Source organism: Colwellia sp. BRX10-3, assembly GCF_014077505.1.
Taxonomy (GTDB): domain Bacteria; phylum Pseudomonadota; class Gammaproteobacteria; order Enterobacterales; family Alteromonadaceae; genus Cognaticolwellia.
Genome location: NZ_JACGWA010000003.1, coordinates 184,781 through 204,745 on the forward strand (window position 1 = coordinate 184,781; position 19,965 = coordinate 204,745).

Annotated in this window: 12 protein-coding genes; 7 read left to right on the plus strand and 5 right to left on the minus strand. The window is 37.8% G+C overall.

What is annotated here, in order from left to right:
- Positions 1-41 precede the first annotated feature (41 nt).
- Together H4J38_RS07635 and H4J38_RS07640 are read right to left on the minus strand one after the other, a co-directional pair.
- A complete protein-coding gene (locus tag H4J38_RS07635; RefSeq protein WP_259365439.1) occupies positions 42-1,118 on the minus strand; it encodes a C4-dicarboxylate TRAP transporter substrate-binding protein in 1,077 nt (358 codons plus the stop codon).
- A 438-nt stretch (positions 1,119-1,556) separates the two neighbouring features.
- Positions 1,557-2,438, minus strand: coding sequence for a LysR family transcriptional regulator (locus H4J38_RS07640; RefSeq protein ID WP_182131071.1), 882 nt, complete (start codon positions 2,436-2,438; stop codon positions 1,557-1,559).
- A 130-nt stretch (positions 2,439-2,568) separates the two neighbouring features.
- Here H4J38_RS07640 and H4J38_RS07645 point away from each other — a divergent pair, with 130 nt between their 5' ends.
- Positions 2,569-3,750 (plus strand): acyl-CoA dehydrogenase, encoded by a 1,182-nt coding sequence (locus tag H4J38_RS07645; protein WP_182131072.1) that lies wholly within the window; start codon positions 2,569-2,571, stop codon positions 3,748-3,750.
- A gap of 282 nt (positions 3,751-4,032) precedes the next feature.
- The gene (locus H4J38_RS07650; RefSeq protein ID WP_182131073.1) at positions 4,033-5,451 is read left to right on the plus strand and encodes an aldehyde dehydrogenase family protein; all 1,419 of its coding nucleotides are present in this window, start codon (positions 4,033-4,035) and stop codon (positions 5,449-5,451) included.
- Between the two features lie 303 nt (positions 5,452-5,754).
- Here H4J38_RS07650 and H4J38_RS07655 read toward each other — a convergent pair whose 3' ends face one another.
- Both H4J38_RS07655 and glpD read right to left on the minus strand, forming a co-directional pair.
- Positions 5,755-7,104: an alpha/beta hydrolase gene (locus tag H4J38_RS07655; protein ID WP_182131074.1), complete on the minus strand. Its 1,350-nt coding sequence runs from the start codon at positions 7,102-7,104 to the stop codon at positions 5,755-5,757.
- Positions 7,105-7,464: 360 nt separating this feature from the next.
- Entirely contained in the window at positions 7,465-8,976 is a 1,512-nt protein-coding gene (glpD, locus tag H4J38_RS07660; protein ID WP_182131075.1) for a glycerol-3-phosphate dehydrogenase, read from the minus strand.
- A 243-nt stretch (positions 8,977-9,219) separates the two neighbouring features.
- Between glpD and glpK the strand changes: the two genes are divergently transcribed.
- Positions 9,220-10,698 (plus strand): glycerol kinase GlpK, encoded by a 1,479-nt coding sequence (gene glpK / locus H4J38_RS07665; RefSeq protein ID WP_182131268.1) that lies wholly within the window; start codon positions 9,220-9,222, stop codon positions 10,696-10,698.
- A 178-nt stretch (positions 10,699-10,876) separates the two neighbouring features.
- Here the strand turns inward: glpK and malQ are convergent, their stop codons facing one another.
- Positions 10,877-13,075, minus strand: coding sequence for a 4-alpha-glucanotransferase (gene malQ / locus H4J38_RS07670; protein WP_182131076.1), 2,199 nt, complete (start codon positions 13,073-13,075; stop codon positions 10,877-10,879).
- 355 nt (positions 13,076-13,430) lie between these two features.
- On the opposite strand from malQ, the gene H4J38_RS07675 reads away from it, so the two are divergent.
- The 4 genes from H4J38_RS07675 to glgC all read left to right on the plus strand — a co-directional run bounded on the left by H4J38_RS07675 (position 13,431) and on the right by glgC (position 19,876).
- The gene (locus H4J38_RS07675) at positions 13,431-13,727 is read left to right on the plus strand and encodes an isoamylase early set domain-containing protein (protein ID WP_182131077.1); all 297 of its coding nucleotides are present in this window, start codon (positions 13,431-13,433) and stop codon (positions 13,725-13,727) included.
- A 239-nt stretch (positions 13,728-13,966) separates the two neighbouring features.
- Entirely contained in the window at positions 13,967-16,051 is a 2,085-nt protein-coding gene (gene glgX, locus H4J38_RS07680) for a glycogen debranching protein GlgX (RefSeq protein WP_182131078.1), read from the plus strand.
- Positions 16,052-16,070: 19 nt separating this feature from the next.
- Positions 16,071-18,536, plus strand: coding sequence for a glycogen/starch/alpha-glucan phosphorylase (locus H4J38_RS07685; RefSeq protein WP_404842602.1), 2,466 nt, complete (start codon positions 16,071-16,073; stop codon positions 18,534-18,536).
- A 68-nt stretch (positions 18,537-18,604) separates the two neighbouring features.
- On the plus strand, positions 18,605-19,876 hold the full coding sequence (gene glgC, locus H4J38_RS07690) for a glucose-1-phosphate adenylyltransferase (protein ID WP_182131080.1): 1,272 nt from the start codon (positions 18,605-18,607) through the stop codon (positions 19,874-19,876).
- The last annotated feature ends 89 nt before the right edge of the window (positions 19,877-19,965 follow it).

The following is a 19,965-nucleotide window of genomic DNA, read 5'->3' on the forward strand; positions in this document are numbered from 1 at the left end:
ATAAAGTAGATCACCTCATGAATAAAACGGGTGTAATTAAATTAACGTGCCCAAGGGTAGCCATTTAGATCTCGTTCTTGGCTGTATTTTTTAAGGGAAGCTTTGTAGTTTTTAACCATGGTATTTCCATCGAGACCACTTTTATTTGCTTCTTTTTCCCATTTAGTAATGTGATATTGACTTGCTGCATATAATTGAGCTGAATCTGAAGAAGAAAGATTAATAATTTCTAACTTGTGTCCATCAATCCCTTGCGTCAGTAGATCTTCTGCTCTTTTGTCAGCTTTCATTATATTTTCACCAAGGTAGTTGACAAAATCAGCGCCAACGTCATTTATTACCTTTTTCTGAGAAGGACTCAATTTGGATAGTGCATCTTTATTTATAAATATTCCCAAACCGGTATAAGTGCCCCAATTGAGTTTGGTTAGGCTGTCAGACGCCTCATGTTGTTTCAAAGCAATGGTGGCGCTCATGTAACCTAGGCTGCAATCAAGTAAACCGTTACCTAGCCCCTGATAAGCCTTATAAATGCTCATGCTGACCAAGTTTGCCCCTAAGTCGCCAAATATTTTACCGAAGGTACCAACACCACGTATCTTTTTACCTTTTATGTCATCAAGTGTTCTAACAGCGTCTCCTTTACATAATACGATAACGTTTGAAAGCATGTATGAAGTAACAAAGGATAAGTTTTGTTCTTCTAAATTACTTGTTACCTCAGGGGATTGCATATGATCAAAATTGGCTTTTAAACCAACCCAGGGGTCGAGGTTTTCAAAAGGTAAGTTAGTCAGTGAAAAAGACACCATCTCTTTTGGAAAGTAATCGGGGATAATGGTTCCCATATCGACCACGCCCGCAGCAATAGATTGTCGCGCTGCATTTGCCTTAAATAAAGCACCACCCCACATAATATCAATTTTTAAATCACCACCAGAGCGCTTTTCAACTTCCTGTGCAAACCATTTAGTGGCGCCAGCACGGGCGCCTCGATTTGGCCCAGGTTCACCATAGGAGAGAACCGTTGCAGCTAAAGCGGGAACTGCACTCAAAACAGCAACGGTAAATGTTACTACTTTGAAAAATTTACTAATCATATTAATTTTTCGACTCATCACAGAATACCTCGTGTTTCGCTTGGCGGAACTTGTGAGCCGCTTTAGTTCGTTACTGTACAATAACAAAGATAGTGCCGCAAGCATAAAAATAGCGCTTTAAAAATTAAATTAACAGTATTAGCGGCTCAGTTGCTATCAAGTTGTTTTAAACCTTCATCAGGAATCATCAGGGGGTTATCAAAGGGGATATTAAAATTAATTGAGTTAATATGATGAGCAATGATTTAGTACAGTGTTTTTAAGAAGCGTTTTCTAAAATATGTTCAATGGCATTGTATATAACCATTTTTAGTAACGTTATCTCTTTACGTTAAGGTAAATATATGAACTTTATAATCAGGTTGTATTGGTGAATAGAGAATAAAATTTTAATCTTAATATAGAGTCATGCTTTGAATATTTACTAAGTAATGCAAGTAATACAAGTAATGTAGCTTAATCTACAGGCTCGACCATTGAGCTTAAATAAGTCATAAAAGCTTTACTAGCTTTAGAAACAGAGTGATTTTTTTTCCATGCTAAGCTCAATTTAAATTCAATTTTTGGTTCAAAGGGAATTGATGTCATCTGATGTTCATTTTGTAAAATACGCGATAGACAAGTCGTGACACCAACGCCATTACGAACCAACGACTTTTGCAGCTCAATAAGATTAGTTTCCATACGAACATCTAAATCTAAGCTATGTTTTTTTGAATATTGACTAACCACTTCTCGTAAAAAATATCCTTCATGAAATAATACCAGTGGCTGCTGGCAAAATTGTGCAAGTGATATGGTTTGCTCTGCGGCAAGTGGGTGTGAGCTGACCATGCCGGCCACAACTTCCTCATTAATAAGTTCAGTGTAACGCAGTTGTGGGTTTTCTAAATCGCCACGGATTAAGGCTAAATCAAGCTCACCGTTGAGCAACATTTTTTCAAGCGCGGCTGTACCTTGGTCAACTAACTGTATTTTTATTTTTGGATATTTTTGCTTAAATTCAGTTAATACTTTCGGGAAGTAATAAGAGCCCATCATAGCGGAAACGCCAAAACGAATAGTACCTTGCTCTAGGTTTTTTAGATCTTCTAACTCTAACTCAACTTGCTTTACCTGACTTAATAGTTGGGTTGCCAGTTTATATAAAACTTCACCTTCAGCGGTTAATAAAGCATTTTTTTCCGCACGGTTAATCAGCTTTAGTCCGACTTCTTGTTCTAGTTTTTGAATGGCAATAGTCAATGCTGGTTGAGCAATGCCAATTTTATGTGCTGCTCGTGTAAAGTTACCGAGCACAGCTAATTGACAAAAATATTCAAGACGTTTTAAGTTCATATGTTTAATAGCTATAAGTAAAAGTTATGAAAATTATAATAACTATATATTATATTTATTTATGTTTTAAGGATAGAGTAAGGCAATAAATTAAACCATTACTGATAAACAGTATAAATAAGGTAACCCCATGAGCAATAAATTAACCGCTTTTAATTGGCAAGATCCGATGTTTCTTGATGATCAACTCACCGAAGAAGAGCGTATGATCCGCGATTCTGCTCATGACTATTGCCAAGAGAAACTTCTGCCACGTGTGCTTGAAGCTAATCGACATGAACACTTTGATCGTGAAATAATGCGTGAATTAGGTCAGCTAGGTCTGTTGGGCGCTACTTTGCCAGCTAAATACGGCGGCAGTGAAGTCAATTATGTTAGTTATGGTTTAATAGCGCGTGAAGTAGAACGTGTAGATAGTGGTTACCGCAGCGCAATGAGTGTGCAATCTTCACTAGTTATGCATCCAATATATGCTTACGGCTCTGAAGAACAACGTATGAAGTATTTACCTAAACTTGCTTCGGGTGAATGGGTTGGTTGTTTTGGTTTGACTGAGCCTAACTCAGGTAGTGATCCAGCTTCTATGACAACTCACGCCAATAAAGTTGATGGAGGTTATTGTTTAACCGGTAATAAAATGTGGATCACGAATTCACCCATTGCTGATGTTTTTGTTGTTTGGGCAAAGCTCGAGGGTAAAATTCGTGGCTTTGTGCTTGAAAAAGGTATGAAAGGTTTATCTGCTCCAAAAATTGAAGGTAAATTTTCTTTACGTGCTTCAATAACGGGCGAAATTGTGATGGATAACGTTTTTGTACCTGCTGAAAATATGTTTCCTAAAATTACAGGATTAGCCGGGCCTTTTGGTTGTTTAAATAAAGCGCGTTATGGTATTGCTTGGGGCTCATTAGGGGCTGCAGAGTTTTGCTTTAATTCAGCTAGAAACTATACTGCGGATCGTGAGCAATTTGGTCGTCCTCTATCTGCAAATCAGTTAATTCAAAAGAAACTCGCAGATATGCAAACAGAGATATCGCTTGGTTTACAGGGCTGCTTACAAATGGGACGTTTAATGGATGCGGGTCAATGTCCAGTTGAATTAATTTCATTAATGAAACGTAATAATTGTGGTAAGTCTCTTGATATTGCACGCGTTGCTCGTGATATGCACGGTGGCAATGGTATTAGTGATGAATATGGCGTAATTCGTCATATGATGAATCTTGAAGCGGTTAATACTTACGAAGGTACACATGATGTTCATGCCCTAATATTAGGTCGTGCTATCACAGGTCATCAGGCTTTTTGTTAATTACTCGCGCATTAGACTACATTAGCACTGTTGTTTTAAAGAGCCGATTCAAACGGCATATTTAAGTGGTATATAAGGGCCTCACTTCAAAATACCAGCTAGATAACAACGGCTACAGGATAATTTAAGGGCATGGCAATGTAAGTTGGCATGCCCTTGTCAATTTCATGACTATCACTTCATGACAATTAAGACTGACCAATAAGTATGTTACCGCTGTTGATAACACCTATTTACAAGTATGACTATAAATAGGTATACACAATTAATTTGGAGATTTACATGAAAGACTACCGTCAATTTTATATTAATGGTCAATGGGTTAATCCATTAGTTAAACAAGACTTTGCTGTGTTTAATCCGGCAACAGAACAAGAAATCGCAACCATTTCTTTAGGCTCAAGCCAAGATGTTGATTTAGCAGTAGCAGCAGCGAAAAATGCCTTTGCTACTTTTGGTTACACTAGCGTAGAAGAGCGTATTTCGTTATTAGAATCCTTATTAAAACAATATATGGATAACTATGATGCCATGGCTCATGCTATTTCATTAGAGATGGGCGCGCCTATTGATTTCTCTACTAAGGCACAAGCATATGCGGGTAAGGGCCATATTGAATCTGCATTAGCAACACTAAAAACATTTGAATTTTCACGTACTTTAGGCAATGCAAAAATTGTAAAAGAGCCTATTGGGGTTTGTGGTTTTATCACACCTTGGAATTGGCCAATTAACCAAATCGCTTGCAAAGTAGCTCCTGCACTTGCAACCGGTTGTTCAATGATTCTCAAGCCGAGTGAAATTGCCCCTTTATCAGCAAAATTATTTTCACAAATGATACATGATGCAGGTTACCCTGCTGGTGTATATAACATGGTTAATGGCGATGGCATGGGTGTTGGTTCAGCCATATCGGCGCATAAAGATATTGATATGGTGTCATTTACCGGCTCAACACGTGCGGGTATTGCCATTGCAAAATCTGCAGCGAATACCGTTAAACGTGTTGTACAGGAGTTGGGTGGTAAATCACCTAACATCATTTTAGATGATGCCAATATCGATGAATCGGTAAAAAAAGGAGTATTTCATTGCATGAGCAATACGGGTCAGTCTTGTAACGCACCTACACGTATGTTGATACCTGCAAATAAATATGAACAAGCTGTAATCGCAGCAAAAGCAACCGCAGCGAAAGTAAAGGTGGGCAATCCGGCCGAGCAGGGTAATCATATCGGCCCACTAGTGAGTGCTGCCCATTTTGAAAAAGTACAAGCAATGATACAAGCGGGTATTGATGAAGGAGCAACATTGCTTGCTGGCGGAGTGGGTAAGCCTGAAGGTTTTGAAACAGGTTACTTTGTTAAACCTACTATTTTCAGCAATGTAACTAATGACATGAGTATTGCTCAAGAAGAAATTTTTGGTCCTGTTTTAGTGATGATTCCGTATAAAGATGAAGATGAGGTTATTTCTATTGCTAATGATACTCCTTATGGCTTAGCTGCATTTATTCAATCAGAAAGTCCTGAGCGGGCAGAAAAAGTAGCCAGAAAAATACGCGCAGGTATGATCTGTATCAACGGTGCGGCTCATCGTCATAGTTCTCCTTTTGGTGGTTTTAAACAATCAGGTAATGGCCGGGAGTGGGGAGAGTTTGGTTTTGAAGATTTTCTGGAAATTAAATCAATCAGTAGCTAATTAAATTAACTTAACTTAATTTAACTTCAACATCCCAATGAGCAAATAAATCACAGAATATAATGCTTATTGGGATATTAAGTTGAACAGTTTTTTTATGTTTTTATATCAAAACTGTTCAATTTAACTAAGTAGCAAATGAAACTTAATCGTAAATTAACATTATCCAACAATTTCTGTTCAGCCAATATTTCTCTGACTCAGCAAATATAATTGACCCATTAAATAATAGTAATCAAAGCAAGAAAGCTCGGCAGCGAACTTTCATGCTTATTTTCTGTATTTAACCGCCACCAGATAAACCTACTGGCTTTTATGCCAACCCATACCAACAGAGTAACGGTGATCAAACCCCTGCCAAGGTTTAGGTGTTTTGCCATCAATGGCGACTTGATTAGAATTAGGCGATAAATCAAGGTATGTGCATTTATCTAATTGTTTATTTAAGTGGCAGTCCATCATAGCGAGCGTGAAGTGTTTATTGTTATTATTTAACACTGTGCTATCCCAAGCTGGTTCATAATAATGGCCTATGTCTAATTCACTTTTTTTGGCGACGCTCGGCGCAGGATGTGGGGCAATATTATGTCGAGCATTTTGATAGGTCAGCAAATATTTATCTTTGCTACCCGTTTGTTCATAAAGTGATTTAATACCGTCGTAACCCGAAATATCATCTAAATCACCAGCTATATAAAGTATAGGTGTGTTAATTTTTGATAATGCTTCTTGGTTAAATAACTTGTGTTGTCCACCCCATGGGGCCATAGCAATAACCGCTTGCCATCTTGTGTCTACTTTACTATTTTCATATTGACCACCCGCACAGCTGTTAAGTAATGCCATTGCTTTTTGTATTTGCTTGGGATCTTTTAACCCGGTATAAGTTGATGCACTTGTACTAGTGAAGTTATAACAACCGCCAACCGTGTTAATAGCGCCATAGCCGCCCATTGAATAGCCTATAAGGCCTGCCTTCGTATTATCGATAGCCGTTGAGGCAAAGTTTGGTGTTGAGGTGAGGTAGTTGAGGGTAAATTGTTGGTCGCGTGAGCGGTTGATTAAGGTACTGAAAAAACCCGAGAAAGGGCTGTTTATCATGTCTATTTCGGCGTTAGTTGAGTCGGTATGATCGATAGCAGCAACAATATAGCCATGTGAGGCTAAATGTTCTGCTAAATAATACATTAAGGTTCTGTAGCCAGTATAACCATGTGAAATTATCACCAGCGGAAACTTATCTGTCTTGGAGGTAGGCAACACAGGCGAGTCACGAAATGCATCCGCTTGAATCGAAAATTTTATACCGCTTCGTGTAACGTTTTCATAACTGGTTTTAACACTATTAGCATCTACGGCACTAGGGTACCAAACTTCCAAGGTTAATTTTCTGTCTTTATTTGATTGTGTTGCAGGATCAAATTGCTCAGGGTTAATAATATTTATTGTTCTGACACCCACACTAAACTGACCTTTGTCAGCAAGTTCAGGAACGACATCGCTAGGCAGTTGGCTTTGCAATTGCTCTGGTTTAGTTGCAGGGGGGTTGTCTGGTAATGTCGGGAGATTTGATGCCTTTACCGTAGCGTTAAACTGAAAGTAACAACACAATAAAGTGCCAATTATTAGTGATTTATTTTTTATAATTTGCATCATACTTCCATTGATTTTTATTATATTTTATTGAATGTTAAGTTATGTTACTTAGGTGTGGATTTTTCAATATAGCCTAATGATAGATATACACTATTCATCCATACCTTTAAGTCCCCATTGGCTTCTTATAGTATCCATTAATGTCATCATAGCAGTGGTTTTATCAAGCGGTAAATATTACTTTGTATTTTGGTCTTCGCGTAATCGATGCACAGAGTGAAGTCTTCACAAATACTAAAGTTTGCTTTAACGCTGTTAGATCTCAAATAATAATTTTTGCTTTAAATGTTCAATAACGGGCAGCAAATGGGTTTATCAACACTCCACATAAAGCTGTTCAAGTAACTTTTTATTTTGCTATGATTTACGAGCTAAAACCGTAGAGTGCTCATCAAGATATTGCTGTAGCTTATCTACTTGCTGAGCTGATAAATAAAGACCTCTTTTGGTTCTTCGCCAAATGATATCTTCTACCGTCAGCGCCCATTCTTTTTCAATTAAATAATTAACTTCTTGTTGGTATAAATCAGCGCCAAAGTTAATCCCCATATCCTCTAGGCAAGTGATCGTGTTTAATAATTCAAAAACGTCTGTTCCATAACTGCGGACCAACCTAGTGCGCAGGAGCGAAGGTAACCAGGGAAATTCTTTTTTAACTTTCTCAGTAAATAAGTTTATATTTTCGAAATTACCACCTGGCAAGGGTCTGTCGGCTGTCCACTTTGGGCCCATACTGTTGAAATATGGCGCTAGTTTATTTACAGCTGCTTCCGCGAGTTTTCGGTAAGTTGTTATTTTACCGCCAAAAACTGACATGACAGGTGCTTTATTATTTACATCTTCTATTTCTAACTTGTAATCACGGGTTACGGCTTGAGCATTTACTGACTCGTCATCTAATAAAGACCTAACGCCTGAAAATGTCGTTACAATATCCTTACGTGATATTTTTTTCTTAAAATAGGTATTGGTGATGTTTATTAGATAGTCAATTTCTTCATTTGATATTTCAACAGCAGAGGGATCACCATTATATTCAACATCTGTGGTGCCGATTAATGAAAAGCTATCTTCAAAAGGAGATACAAAGACAATGCGCTGATCAACATTTTGTAGAATATAAGCTTGTGGTTGATCATGGATGCGCGGTACTACGATATGGCTGCCTTTAACTAACCTAATGTTTTGAGGCGATTTGTGGGGTAAAACACTTGAAAACAACTTTGCAACCCAAGGTCCAGCAGCGTTAACAATACTACGTGAACGAATAACACTAATTTTACCGTGCAAACTATCTTTTAAGGTAATCGTCCAAATATTATCTTCGCGTATCGCTTTTATACACTGAGTTTGTGTTTTGATACTTGCACCGTAATCTTGCGCGGCAAGGGCATTTAATATGACTAACCTTGCATCGTCTACCCAAGCATCTGAGTATTCAAAACCTTTAGTTATTGTACTAACTAAGGGACTATCGGGTGAAAATACAATGCCTTTTGAAGCAGGTAAAGTGACGCGCTTTGCTAAGTTGTTGTAGAGAAACAAGCCAATATGGATCAGCCAAGCAGGTCTTAAATGAGGTTGATGAGGCAAGCAAAAAGTTAAGGGTTTAATAATATGCGGTGCATTTTTTAGTAAAATTTCGCGTTCAGCAAGCGCTTTTCTGACAAGTTTAAACTCATAATGTTCTAAATACCGTAAACCACCATGAATAAGTTTACTACTGTTAGAAGAAGTAGCCGAAGCAAGATCATTTTGTTCACACAGGGCCACCTTTAGCCCTCTACCAGCAGCATCTGCGGCGATACCTGTGCCATTAATACCACCGCCAATAACAACAAGGTCAAATATTTCATGTACTTCATTCATATAACGTACCTGATTATTTAATATGATAAATATGGCGTTCCATCAGCAATGACCATACTCGCATTTAGGTTATTAAGGCTAACATTCTTGCGTAGTTTTAAACTAATATAAATTGTTTATTTACTCGCTTTCACTCATTTATTGTTTTAATTATCGGCTTTTAAAAGCTATTGTTGTTGAAAGCCTTTAAGGCTATCGGCATTATCGAATAATACCAATTGATTAAGTAATAAGGATGGAGCCATTTTGAAGTACTTATTAGCCATAGATCAAGGCACAACAAGCTCAAGGGCTATACTTTTTACTAAGCTTGGGAAAATACATGCGTCTGCACAAGAAGAGTTTAAACAATATTTTCCTCAAGATGGTTGGGTTGAACATAATCCTAGTGACATATGGCAAACAGTTTTGCGTACCTGTCGTAAAGTGCTTGCTGATAATAATGTCCCTGCAACAGAAATAATTGCCATAGGTATCACCAACCAAAGGGAAACTACTTTGGTTTGGGATCGGAAAACGGGCGAACCTTTATATAATGCGATTGTTTGGCAAGACAGACGAACATCGGATTATTGTCGAGAAATATCCAGCCCGCAAATAGAAGAGCTTATCAATAATAAAACTGGCTTGTTACTCGATCCGTATTTTTCAGCCACTAAAATTCGATGGATACTTGATAATGTCGACGGAGCACAAGAAAAAGCCAAAAATGGAGAACTCGCTTTTGGCACAGTTGATAGCTTTTTGTTATGGCACCTTACAAGCGGAAAAGTACATAGAACAGACGCAACCAATGCCTCTCGCACCATGATTTTCAACATTCATGAGCAAGTATGGGATCAAGAATTACTCGAGTTATTCAATATTCCAGCCGCTATGTTACCTGAAGTGATGGACTCATCAGATGATTTTGGCCATGTTGATAGTGCATTATTTGGCAGCGAAATTGCCGTACTAGGTATGGCAGGAGATCAACAAGCGGCTTTATTTGGCCAAGCATGTTTTGATGAAGGCATGGCGAAAAGTACTTATGGTACAGGCTGTTTCTTAATGTTAAACACAGGTAGTAGGGCACTCAAGTCTAAAAATAAACTATTAACGACTGTAGCCTATCGATTAAATGGTAAACCAACTTATGCTATTGAAGGCAGTATTTTCATGGCCGGGGCGACCATTCAATGGATCCGAGACGGCTTAAAGTTAATAGGCTCTGCATGTGAAACTGAATCCATTGCTGAAAAAATGCCTCTGGATCATGGCGTTTTTCTTGTACCAGCGTTTACAGGCTTAGGGGCTCCTTATTGGGATCCAAATGCGAGAGGTGCCATATTAGGCCTAACACGAGATTCGGGAATTAATGAAATTGTTACTGCCGGCCTGCAATCTGTTTGCTATCAAACCAAAGACTTACAAAAAGCCATGGAAAGTGATGGCCTAAGACCCAGTTTAATTCGTGTTGATGGTGGTATGGTCGCTAACAACTGGTTACTTAGTTTCTTAGCTAATATTTTAGGGGCTACGATAGATAGACCTGAAATTATCGAAACCACTGCATTAGGTGCTGCATATTTAGCAGGACTTAAAGCCGGTGTTTTTAGCTCAACTGATGAGCTGGCTAAAATGTGGCATTGTGAAAAACGCTTTACCCCAACAATTGATAATGAACAGCGGAATGATTTGTACGGAAAATGGCTAACAGCTGTTCAAAGAGTGAAAAGTTAATTAGACGTGGGTTAAGTCGCTTATTAGGCGACTAACAACAATGTAAAAAAATGCCAATTTTGAATGGCATTTTTCATGATGGCAGATTAATTTTTTATTTTAGTCCCTATTTATTTTCGACCCTAATAAGTGATCCCCACTATTTATAATAATAAATAAATTCAATCAGTTACTTGATTCATTTTGGCCGCGCTATATTCATCGCTTGGGCTATTGCCATTACCGAAGGTGTTTGAGAAAAGTCTTCTAGCGATACCGGTAATTTTTGCAGCCAATTAGGGTGTTGATCAATCGTACCTGGAATATTGACTTGTTCCGGTATCTCTAAGGCATCTTCCAACGGGATCAGTTGTATATGGCTAGGCGAGGCCGCTAAATATTTTTGTACACCAATACTGAGTTCGGTATTCATCACGGCTGGGTCTAGTTGTGGTGCTTTACTCATGTCTATTACTTGCAGGTCGTTTAATGCCGCTATCAGATTTTCACGTTCACTGGCGCGTGCATTTCTGTCTGCATGTCCCGCTTCATCATTAGGATATAGGTTAAGTTGTTGTCGCCATTGTAAGTCTCTTCCTTGCCACCAACCCGCTAATGTTGAGGTATCATGCGTAGCAATGGTGACGATTGATTGTGTAGGGAAGTTGTCAGGGCGTTTGAATAAACCGGACTCCCATCGTTCAAAAAACAAGACTTTGAACGATAACAGGCCTGAATTTTGAATGGTTTCACTAAATCCTTCGGGAACATTACCTAAGTCTTCGCCAATAACTACACAGTTATTACGACGAGACTCTAAGGAGATTATGCGCAAAATATCATCCCAAGGAAAACTAATATAAACCCCTTCATCTGCTTCCATACCAGGGGCTACCCAATATTGACGCATTAAGCCTAAAATATGGTCAATGCGTAAAGCACCAGCATATTGCATACTGCTACGCAGGGCTTTTACTAATGGCTGATAGCCCTGTTTTTGTAATGCTACAGGGTTGATAGGCGTTAATCCCCAGTTTTGTCCTAGAGGGTTCATACCATCGGGTGGTGCGCCAATTGAAGCGCCTGCCACATAAACTTCTTTATCAGACCAAACGTCAAAACCTGAGCCATCACAGCCTACGGCTAAATCGAGATATAAACCAATCGCCATATCTTTATCGATTGTCTGTTGAGCTACTTCGCTTAACTGTTTGTGTGCTACCCATTGTACAAAACAAAAATACTCAATGCGCTTAGCATGAGAAAGTTTAAATTTATGTACATCTTCACTATCTGGATCTTGAAAGCTTTTTGGCCAATCGGGCCAGCCATAGACATTTTCATCAGCTAAATTAAAATGTTCATATAAAGTGTCAAAAGTTGCAAAACGCTGTAAGTCATGACCATTTATTTGTTTAAAATGATCGAATTCGGCTGACATTTTCTTATAACAATCTGTTTTATTAGCATTACTTTGATTGAGGTAAAAATCTTCAAATAGTAACTCGGTGATTTCAAATTTAAGTTTTGCGACTGCAGGATAGTCAACTAATTTACTTGCTTTAGCGTTAGCAATGTTTTGCTGAAATGCGGTGTTGTTTACTGTTTCTTGTGCGAGTTCACAAAAATCATAATTTGGTATTTTACTTACATCGATATAAAGAGGGTTTAAAAAACAACGACTTGATGGCGAGTATGGGCTTCGATGCGCTGGATTTTGTTGATAAAGTGGATGCAATGGGTTTAACCCAATAGTGGCGGCCTGTTGCTGTGCTGATTTTTCAACGAGCTTTCCTAAATCAGTAAAATCACCCATTCCCCAATTGCTTTTGCTACGTAGCGAATATAATTGAGCAGTATAGCCCCACACTTTATTAACTGACGCTGTTTGCGGGCTATAACAGGTTTTAGGTGCATAAATTAACGGACAACTCGCTTGCGCTTCACCAAAGCTGATCGTTAGTTGGTAATAACCTTGCTCAACGGTAGGTAAAATTAATAAATATTGGCAATATTGCGTTTTAGCTATTGTTGTCTCAGCAATAACTGGCATATCGTCAACATTAATAGAGCCAACGACTTCATTTCCTATTTCGCTCCCAACCTCAGGAGTGACTTTCCAATTGAGTACTAACTTGCCAATTTTAGGCAGGCTTACTTTAATCGCATGTTGTTGCTCTTCAAGTTTAGCAATATGAACAACGGGTAATATGTTTGTCCACTGACTTTGATTTAATAAAGCAATAGATTTAGTTAATGATTCATCATCTAACTCGAAGCCCATAGCTTTTAACAATGCTCGTTTAGCTTGGTCTTTCGCGTGCACTTGATCGCCAAATGCTCCGGTGTAACTTGGGTGAAAACCCACTATGTCGGCTAACTGTTCGATGAGACTCATTTAAACTCTCTTTAATTGTGAAATAAAATTACATATTGTTGTAATTTTAACAAGCTTTAGGTTAGAATTACAGCAAATAAAGCTTTAAATATTACTTTTGTTAACAGTTTATTTATTAAATGTAATTTTTTTACATTATTTTGCAACAAAACATAAATAGCATTACAATATAAAATATTAAAATCACTTTAATGAAATGCGGCTCGTTTTATGCTTTTTCATCAAGCCGACACATATAACGGCTATTTTAAATTGTAAACGCACATTATTGGGACTTAGTTGTAAAATTTAGCACTTAAATAAAGCAACATCAGTAATGTTAAATTAATTAGTGCATGATTAATGGAGAATAACAATGCTAACTAAAAAATTTTTTAAGACTAAAGATGAAACAGAAGTAACTTTTGAATTTAACAGAAGTGATGTAACTAAAGTTGCATTAGTTGGTGATTTTACTGACTGGCAAACTGTTGAAATGAAGTTTAATAAAAAATCGCAGAGTTTTAAAACCAAGCTGAGGTTACCAAAAGGAGGCGTTTTTCATTTTCGCTACCTGTTAAATGACAGTGAGTGGGAAAATGATTATCAAGCAGATCAATACCTACCTAATGAATTTGGCACTGAAAATAGTGTGGTTAGTACAACAGCTTAAAGTGTAGTTGAAGATATATTTATGATGAGTTAAGTCCTGACTCAAGGCTTAGCTCTTATTTCATGACAGGCAAGTACTTAATTAAATGAACTAAAGTCAAAAGCTAATGTTTAATTTAATATAACTTTAATTTTTATAATTTTAATTTATATAAAAATTTTATCGGATATCACGTTAAGCAAGATGGCATGTTGTAATATTTCAAACAATGATCATCAATTTTTCTCAACTGGAGAAACATGGAACAATTTAGAATAGAGCCCGGAAGTATCTATCCCATAGGTGCAACTGTCGATAAGACCGGGGTTAATTTTGCTATTTTTTCAGCCCATGCTGAAAAAATTGAACTGTGTATTTTTGACGAAAATGGTTACCAAGAATTAAAACGCTTTGTTTTACCACAGTGCGATCATAATATTTGGCATGGTTTTCTAAAAGGCGCTAAAGCAGGTTTAGTCTATGGTTATCGCGTTTATGGACCCTATACGCCAGAGCTAGGTCATCGCTTTAATCATCATAAGTTATTGTTAGACCCTTATGCTAAAGCATTAAAAGGCAATTTTTCATGGTCAGAACGTCACTTCGCTTATAATGTTCATGATCCAAAAAAAGATTTATCTTTCGACGCTAGAGATAACGCCGATGTAATGCTTAAAGCGGTTGTTATGGACGTCTCTGCACCGCTTGTTCCAAGAAATTCTATAGCGTGGAAAAATACCGTTATTTACGAAGGGCATGTAAAAGGCTTAACCGCACTAAACCCTAAGGTACCTGAAGCATTACGCGGTTCATTTTTAGGTATTAGTCACCCAGCGATGATCGCTCATTATCGCGCTATTGGTATTACAACAATAGAATTATTACCGGTGCAGCAATTCATTTCAGAACAATTTTTAACTGACAAAAAACTTTCTAATTATTGGGGCTATAACTCACTTGCTTTTTTTGTTCCCCATCAAGATTATTTAAACCAACATCAAATGCTTGATTTTCAACGCATGGTTGATGAACTTCATCAAGCGGGTTTTGAGGTGCTTATTGATGTGGTTTACAACCATACTTGTGAAGGTAATAGATTAGGACCTACGCTAAGTTTTAGAGGCATAGACAACCTTTCTTACTACCGCTTAAATCCTGCTGAGCCACGATATTACATTAATGATACCGGTTGCGGAAATACCATAAACATTAGCCATCCTCGTGTGTTGCAAATGGTAATGGACAGCTTGCGTTATTGGGTTCAAGTGATGGGTGTTGACGGCTTTAGATTTGATTTAGCCACTATTTTAGGTCGAGAGTTACACGGCTTTGATCAAAGTAATGGCTTTTTAGATGCTGTTTTACAAGATCCTATTCTCAGTAGTGTCAAAATGATTGCTGAGCCTTGGGATATTGGCCCTGGTGGTTACCAACTAGGTGGTTTTCCATCGCCGTGGTCAGAATGGAACGACCGTTATCGAGATACCATGAGACGTTATTGGCGAGGAGATAAAGGCTTGTTGCCTGAATTTGCGCGCAGAATTCATGGCTCAAGTGATATTTTCGAACATAGTGGTCGCAAACCTTTTGCTAGCATCAATTTTCTTTGTAGTCATGACGGTAATACTTTACATGACTTGGTGAGTTATCAAGACCGCCATAATGAAGCTAATGGCGAAAATAATCGGGATGGTCATTCAGATAATTTTGCCCATAATCACGGCATTGAAGGTGAAACCCAAGACAAAGATATTTTATCGCTTCGATTACGACAAATAAAAAATATGATGGCAACGCTTATTTTATCGCAGGGCGTGCCTATGCTGCTTGCCGGAGATGAAATCGGTCGTAGTCAAAAGGGCAATAATAATGCTTATTGCCAAGACAATGAAATAAATTGGTTAAATTGGGATGAAAACGCGCTATACGCAGAGGAACTTAAATTGTTTACTGCTAGTTTGACTGAACTTAGAAAACGTTTCTCTATGTTAACCCATGATCGTTTTATTCATAAAGATGATAAAAAATCTGCTGTGGATATAACTTGGTTTCACCCGTCAGGGTTTGAGATGCAAAAAGATCATTGGCATTCTCATCATGCGGCCACATTAGGTTATTTAATCCATGAGAAAGCGCCAGATAGCCCTAGTCTTTTGTGCCTTTTTCATGCCGGAGAAGAGCCCATAGAATTTCAATTGCCAGAGATTGACACCATAAAACATTGGCAAGTGATGATAGATACAACTTCTAGTAGTGAGCAAAAAGAACTACGTAATATAGCTGCAGAACGCATGGTTACCATGGCACCATTTTCAACAATTATTTTATTAAATAATTGTTTATAAAAATAAATAGGATGTACTGATTGTGAATAAAAAAAATACTCAATGTGAAGTTACTGCATCAAATGGCAGTGTTTTAATGAATGAACACACTTTTTCCGAAGATTTAGCGCGACATTTCCATTTTTCATTAGGTCGTGACAAAGTTCAAAAATCTCACTTATATCTTTATAATGCACTTGCCATCACCATTCGTGATCGTTTAGTTGCCCAGTGGCGGGAAACTAGAGAATCATTTGGGCACCAGCGCCGAGTTGGTTATATCTCATTAGAGTTTTTAATGGGCCGCACACTCAATAACGCGATTTTGAATTTAGATCTAGATGATACGGTTCGTGAAGCTTTAAAAGGCTATTGCTGTGATTTAGAAGACGTTGAGCAATCAGAGCACGATGCTGGTTTAGGTAACGGTGGTTTAGGACGTTTAGCTGCATGCTTTTTAGATAGTTGTGCAAGTTTGGCTTTACCTGTTATTGGCTACGGTATTCGTTATGAATACGGCATGTTTAATCAAGAAATTAAAAATGGCGCGCAAGTTGAGCATCCTGATAATTGGTTACGTAACGGTAATCCATGGGAAATTGCCGCACCTGAAAAAACCATAAGAGTGAAATTTTTTGGTCAAGTAGATGTGATCAATAAACGTAATGGCCAGCAATATCGCCAATGGAATAATACTCAAGACGTACTTGCTGTGCCTTATGATATGCCAATTCCTGGCTATCAAAATGGTATTGTGAATACTTTAAGATTATGGAAGTCTGAAGCGACAGATGAATTTGATCTTGGTGAATTTAACGCCGGTAGTTATACCGAATCGGTCGCTAAAAAAAATCTAGCTGAACAAATCACTATGGTGCTTTATCCAAATGACAGTAGTGAAAATGGTAAAGAGCTTCGTCTAAGACAACAGTACTTTTTATCTTCTGCATCGCTGCAAGATACAATTAATAGTTATGTTGAACACTGTGGTGACAACTTTGATCAATTTGTTGAACTGAATAGTTTTCAACTCAACGATACACATCCTAGCATCGCGGTAGCTGAATTAATGCGTATTTTGATGGATGACTATCGTATTCCATGGGATGACGCATGGAGTATCACCTCAAAAACTATGGCCTATACCAACCATACTTTATTACCTGAAGCTTTAGAAAAGTGGCCGGTGAGTTTATTTGCAAATTTATTACCGCGTATTTTAGAAATTATTTATGAAATCAACGCTCATTTTCTTCAACAGGTAGCAGTTGCATGGCCTGGAGATTCTAATAAGCAACAAGCGTTGTCATTAATTGAAGAAGGACATGAGCCACAAGTGCGCATGGCACACTTAGCTATTGTTGGCAGTTATTCAGTTAATGGCGTTGCAGCTTTACATACCAAGCTTTTAAAAGCGGGATTATTTAAAGACTTCTATCAACTTTGGCCTGAAAAATTCAATAACAAAACCAATGGTGTTACTCCACGTCGTTGGTTATCGCATTGTAATAAGACTTTAGCTGAACTCATCTCAAGTAAAATTGATAAAGATTGGGTTGCTGATTTTTCTAATGTTGCTCAATTAGCTAAATTTGCTGAAGAGAAAGCCTTTCAAAAACAATGGCGAGAAAGTAAAAAAACCAACAAAATGGTTTTAGCTGATTATGTAGAACAAGCAACAGGCGTTAAGTTTAACGTCGATATGATGTTTGATGTACAAGTTAAGCGTATTCATGAATACAAACGCCAACTACTGAATATTTTACATGTTATTGGCCTATACGACCGAATTCGCAAAGGTGATACCGCAGATATTACACCACGTTGCGTACTCATTGGTGGTAAAGCAGCTCCCGGTTATGTGATGGCAAAAGAAATTATTAAATTAATTAATAATGTTGCAGACACCATTAATTTAGACCCTAAAGCAGCTAAGTACTTAAAAGTAGCTTTCGTGCCAAATTACAATGTATCTGCGATGGAAATTATTTGCCCAGCAACTGACTTGTCTGAACAAATATCAACGGCAGGTAAAGAAGCCTCGGGCACGGGCAACATGAAATTTATGATGAATGGTGCACTGACCATTGGAACGTTAGATGGTGCAAATATTGAAATTAGAGATGCAGTTGGTGCAGAAAACTTTTTCTTATTTGGCGCACAAGCTCATGAAATTTCAGACATTCGAGAAAATTATCAACCTAATGAGATCATAGCTAAATCTGAAACGTTATCAGCCGTTATGCACTTGTTAGAAAGTGGTCACTTTAATTTATTTGAACCAAGAATTTTTGATTCAATTATAAGTTCTATTCGTGACCCACATGATATGTGGTTAACAGCATACGATTTTGACAGTTATTTTCAAGCTCAAAGAAGCGTTGATAAAGCTTATCAAGATCAAACGTTGTGGACCAAAATGAGTATTTTAAACACTGCAGCGAGTGGTGTGTTTTCGAGCGATCATACGATCAGGCAGTATCGAGATGAAATATGGAAGCTTTAGTAATTTACTAAAAAGTAAAACGCTATTTATTGAACGTTAATTAATGTTTGTAAAGGATAGGACACGTTATGCCTAATTATGTAGAAAGAAGAATAAGTAGTTTAACAAAAGAAACTTATGCGTTGGTTTTGGCGGGGGGCCGAGGTTCGCGACTTTATGAATTAACAGACAGAAGAGCGAAACCAGCCACATTTTTTGGTGGTAAATTTCGCATCATCGACTTTCCTTTATCAAACTGTATTAACTCAGGTATTAGGCGTGTCGGTATTGCTACTCAATATAAATCGCACTCGTTAATTCGTCATGTAAATCGTGGTTGGGGACACTTTAAAAAAGAGTTAGGTGAATCAATTGAGATTTTGCCTGCATCACAGCAAACAGGTGATGGTTGGTATCTTGGTACCGCTAATGCCGTGTTTCAAAACATCGATATTATCAGACATGAATTACCTAAATATGTCATGATTTTATCAGGTGACCACGTTTATCGTATGGATTATGGTCCGTTACTGGCTCAGCACGTAGCGAGCGAAGCAGATATGACCGTTTGTTGTATTGAAACCTCTGTGGAAGAGGCGGCTGGGCAGTTTGGTGTTATGACCGTTGATGAAGACAGTCGAGTTTGTCGATTTGATGAAAAACCAGCTAACCCTTCAGAAGTACCTGGTAAACCTGGCGTTACATTAGCGTCAATGGGTAACTATGTATTTAATACTGAGTTCTTATTTGAGCAACTAGAAAAAGATGCCGCAGAAGAGGGTTCAAGTGGTGATTTTGGTAATGACATTATTCCGAAAATAATTGAATCACACCGTGTATTTGCTTTTCCATTTAAAGACCCTGATAGCGAAAAACAACCCTACTGGCGCGATGTTGGTACATTAGATTCATTCTGGGAAGCTAACATGGAATTAGTGGCGCCAGAGCCTCAACTTAATATGTACGATGAAAACTGGCCTATTTGGACTTATCAAGAACAAACCGCACCGGCTAAATTTGTATTTGACCAAGACGAACGACGTGGAATTGCAATTGACTCTACTGTTTCTGGTGGTGTTGTAGTTTCTGGTTCAACGGTGAAAAGATCTTTATTATTTTCAAAAGTAAGAGTTAACTCTTACTGTAATATTGATGAGTCAGTTGTTTTACCCGGTGTTATTATTAATCGTAATTGCGTCATTAAAAAAGCAATTATCGATCGAAGTAGTGTTATTCCAGAAGGTATGGAAATTGGCGTAAATCACGACAATGATCGTGCAAATGGCTTCAGAGTTACTGATAAAGGTGTTGTTCTAGTCACCAGAGGTATGCTTGAAAAGCTTGAAAGTAACAATACATAGCTATCGATAAATAATGATTAACATGTAGGGTAATTTCAAATTTAATGAAATTACCCTCGTTATTATCAATTGTATTTAAATTTATGATT